Raw genomic sequence first — 3,798 nt, forward strand, 5'->3', positions numbered from 1 at the left:
GCCTTTTTGAAAAAAGGCGGCACCCAAAAACTTTTCTTGTTTTTATCAAGGATTTGTTTGCAAACAATCTCTTACCAATGAGTTGTTTTCAAACACTCTTTAAGGGCAGTGGCGGAACAAACACCACGCGCATCGTCCCCAAACGCAGAAACGGGGCGGACCATAACTGGCCCACCCCGTTTTCCGACAATCGCCTGACCCACCGCCTCCCCCAGCCGATGCCGGGGAAAGACGACAGGAAATGCACTCAGCGCTTGCTGAACTGGAAGGAACGACGTGCCTTGGCGCGACCGTACTTCTTGCGTTCGACAACACGCGGATCACGCGTCAGGAAGCCCGCAGCCTTCAGGATGCCACGCAGGGCCGGTTCATAATGCGTCAGCGCACGGCTGATGCCATGACGGACCGCACCCGCCTGACCCGACAGGCCACCACCGGTCACGGTGCAGTAGACGTCGAACTGGTTATAGCGATCGGCAACCAGGAACGGCTGCGTGATCAGCATGCGCAGGACGGGGCGGGCAAAATACGTGCCGACCGGACGTCCGTTGACAATGATGTCACCCTTGCCCGGCTTGATCCACACGCGTGCGGCAGCGTCCTTGCGACGGCCCGTGGCATAGGAACGGCCCTGCGCATCGCGCTTGGCTTCGTAAACCGGTGCAGCGTTCTGCGAGGCTTCGATCTGACCCGACGCGACTGCTCCCTGCAGGTCGGCCAGCGTGCCTGTACGTTCTTGGGTTTCAGACATGGTGATCAGGCCCCGTTCTGGTGGCTGGAGACGGAATTCTTGCGGTTCAGCGCCGCAACGTCGAGAACCTGCGGCTTCTGGCCATCATGCGGATGCTCGCTGCCTGCATAGACATACAGGTGCTTCATCTGCGCGCGCTGCAGCGGGCCACGGGTGATCATGCGCTCGACAGCCTTGCGCACGACATGGCCGGGATTCTTGCCCTCAAGGCGCTGGGTGATCGTGCGCTGCTTGATCCCACCCGGATAACCGGTGTGATAATGGAACAGCTTCTGCGCCACCTTGTTGCCAGTCAGGCGAACCTTCTCGGCGTTGATGATGACGATGTTGTCGCCACAATCAACATGCGGGGTGAACTGCGGCTTGTGCTTGCCGCGCAGGCGCTGCGCGACAATGGCGGCCAGCCGGCCCAGGACCAGGCCTTCGGCGTCGATCAGGGTCCAGCCCCGTGTCACCTCGGCAGGTTTCAGGGAAAGTGTGGTCTTCATGGATTCAGTGTTCCGTCTTGATATGAGCGGTAACGGGTGGCGCGTTATCATCGGATGCGATGCGAACGTCAAGAGGACAATGCCATTTTTCCGCACTTTCCCGGAGAAAATCGCCTTGTGGTAATATGATACCACAATATTTGCCACCAGAAGATTGCCCCGCCCCCTGTGAATGATATAGCTGACATGCAAGAGATCACTGTGGACACCGCACTCGTGAAGAAAATATTTCCCGCCTTACCGATGGTTGCACTTGTCCTTGTGGTGGGTGGCTGGGGCCTCCATCACTTTGCCCAGCGCAGGCTGGAGGCCGGCATCGCCGATTTCCGCGCCGCCATCGGACCGGACGCCAGCTTCAGCTATGCCACGGCAAAGCCACGCACCCTTGCACGCGGGGCCCGTTTTACCGCCGTTACCTACCACAATCCCGCCATGACGCTTACCGCCGCGAGCGTGCGGCTCGGCGGGATGAAGGGGAACAATGTACAAGGCGAAAAGATCGGCCGCGTGATCCTGCAGAAGGTGCAGGTCATGGCATGGGGCAACACATTTTCCCTTGATGAAGTGGACCTGTCGGACCTGACGCTGCCCAACGGTGCGCGACCTGCCGGTGACACACCGCAGTCACTGGGCTTCGATTCGCTGGTTCTGGGCGAAGGGGACTTCACCAACCTGCACATTGCCGCCCCTGCGACACAGACGGACATGACGGTCGCCCACATGCGGGTCAGCGATTACGGGCTGGGGCTGGCATCGCACCTTGTCCTTGATCACCTTGCGACGCAGATCAACCTGACCCCCACCCGACGCATCACGGTGGACCACATGCAGCTTGATGGCCCGGACTTCGCCGGACAGGTCGCAAGCCTGACGCAGTCGGGACACCTGATCCATGAAACCCATCCCTATACGCTGACGCTGACGAAAGGCGCGATCGACAGTTCCCACCCCCTGTTGCAGGTGGACAAGCTGGTATCCTCGCGCACCTCTACCGAGGTAGAGGACAAGATGGATACGCGCCTGACCAACCTTGCGGTCTGGTCCACCGGCACCGACAGTTCGTCGCTGCTCAATGCGTTCGGCTATGACCATTTCATGGGGAATGTCCATGTCGTCAGCGCGGGCGACCGCACGGCGGGGCATCTGCGGCTGGAACCCCTGTCGGTGGAGTCGCCGGACATGGGCAACCTGACGGTGATTGCGGAACTGGACCAGATCCCCTTTGACGACATGACGGTCATTCCGGAAACGGCGCGCGTCGTCTCCGCCGCCATCACGTGGGACGACCGTTCGCTTGCCGGGCATGTGATCGAAAGCCTTGCGCGGAGCCGGAACGTGCCGGTGGATGAGTACCGCCGGACGCTGCTGTCCGGTCTGGCCGCGTCGGACGATGCCTCCATGCGCGCACTGGGCCGCTTCTTGCAGTCCCCTGCCGACCATCCGCTGCAACTTGCGCTGCGGCCGATGAAGCCGGTGAACCTGATGATGATCGGCATTGCCATCTCGATGGCCAGCGATCCATCCATCGCCGCCCCGCTGGGGCTGACGATTTCCACACCATAAACGCGCCTGCCTGATGCCCACGCCCCCGGCACCTGATACCCCCGTCCATGTGATCGGGGCATCGGGCCGCTCGGGCCGCGCCCTGTGCGCGGCACTGGTGCGGGCGGGTATCGCCTATGTGCCACTGGTGCGCGATCCCGCACGGTGGCGCGCGACTGGCCTGCCGGGGGTGGCGCGGTGCATCGACCTCACATCCCCTGCCGCCGACATTGCATGCGCACTGCACGATGCCCGGCGCATCGTATCAACCGCGCATGCACGACATGTCGGGGCCATCCTGGCCGCCGCCCCGCCAGCCGCATCCCTGGTCTGCCTGGGCAGCACGCGCATGTTCACACGCTGGCCCGATGCACATGGCATGGGTGTCGCACGGGGGCAGCAGGCGTTGCTGTCTTCCGGCCGTAACGGCGTGATTTTACACCCCACGATGATTTACGGGGCACAGGGCGAAAACAATATCCGCCGCCTGCTGGGACTGATCCGGCGGCTGCCGGTCCTGCCGCTGCCATCGGGCGGTCGCGCACTGGTGCAACCCATTTTCCAAGATGACGTGACGCGCGCGCTCATGGCCGCGCTGGCGCGCGACTGGCATGGGGGACATGCGCTGGTGATCGCGGGGGGGCAGGCCGTTGCGTACCGCGACCTTGTCGCGCTGGTGGCGCGCCATGCGGGCCTGCGGCGGCGTCCTGTCCTTGGCATACCCGCACCGGTGCTGATGGGAATGTGCCACGTGGCGTCGCGCCTGCCCGGCCTGCCGCATGTCACCCCGGCGGAAATCCGTCGCCTGACAGAGGACAAGGCGTTCGACATCACCCCCATGCGTGCGGCGCTGGGCTTTACACCACGCACCCTGGACGAGGGATTGCGCCAGTTTCTTGGCGCATCATGAGGACGCAATATTTTAAGAGAGTGTTTGAAAATAACTCATTGATAAAAAACAGGAAAAGTTTTGGGGTGCCGCCTTTTTGAAAAAAGGCGGCGTCTTCTGAAGCTTTT

General features: G+C 62.0%; 4 protein-coding genes. 2 read left to right on the forward strand and 2 right to left on the reverse strand.

Annotated features, from left to right (window positions below; genetic code table 11):
• Window positions 1-247: 247 nt before the first annotated feature.
• Complete coding sequence (gene rpsI / locus B7G66_RS12980; RefSeq protein WP_003617378.1) at window positions 248-751, reverse strand: 30S ribosomal protein S9; 504 nt, start codon at window positions 749-751, stop codon at window positions 248-250.
• A gap of 5 nt (window positions 752-756) precedes the next feature.
• On the reverse strand, window positions 757-1,239 hold the full coding sequence (gene rplM, locus B7G66_RS12985) for a 50S ribosomal protein L13 (RefSeq protein ID WP_003617376.1): 483 nt from the start codon (window positions 1,237-1,239) through the stop codon (window positions 757-759).
• A 186-nt stretch (window positions 1,240-1,425) separates the two neighbouring features.
• Here rplM and B7G66_RS12990 point away from each other — a divergent pair, with 186 nt between their 5' ends.
• Together B7G66_RS12990 and B7G66_RS12995 are read left to right on the forward strand one after the other, a co-directional pair.
• On the forward strand, window positions 1,426-2,802 hold the full coding sequence (locus tag B7G66_RS12990; protein ID WP_003617372.1) for a hypothetical protein: 1,377 nt from the start codon (window positions 1,426-1,428) through the stop codon (window positions 2,800-2,802).
• Between the two features lie 13 nt (window positions 2,803-2,815).
• On the forward strand, window positions 2,816-3,691 hold the full coding sequence (locus B7G66_RS12995) for an NAD(P)H-binding protein (protein WP_003617370.1): 876 nt from the start codon (window positions 2,816-2,818) through the stop codon (window positions 3,689-3,691).
• The last annotated feature ends 107 nt before the right edge of the window (window positions 3,692-3,798 follow it).

It is taken from the genome of Novacetimonas hansenii JCM 7643, assembly GCF_000964405.1.
GTDB lineage: Bacteria > Pseudomonadota > Alphaproteobacteria > Acetobacterales > Acetobacteraceae > Novacetimonas > Novacetimonas hansenii.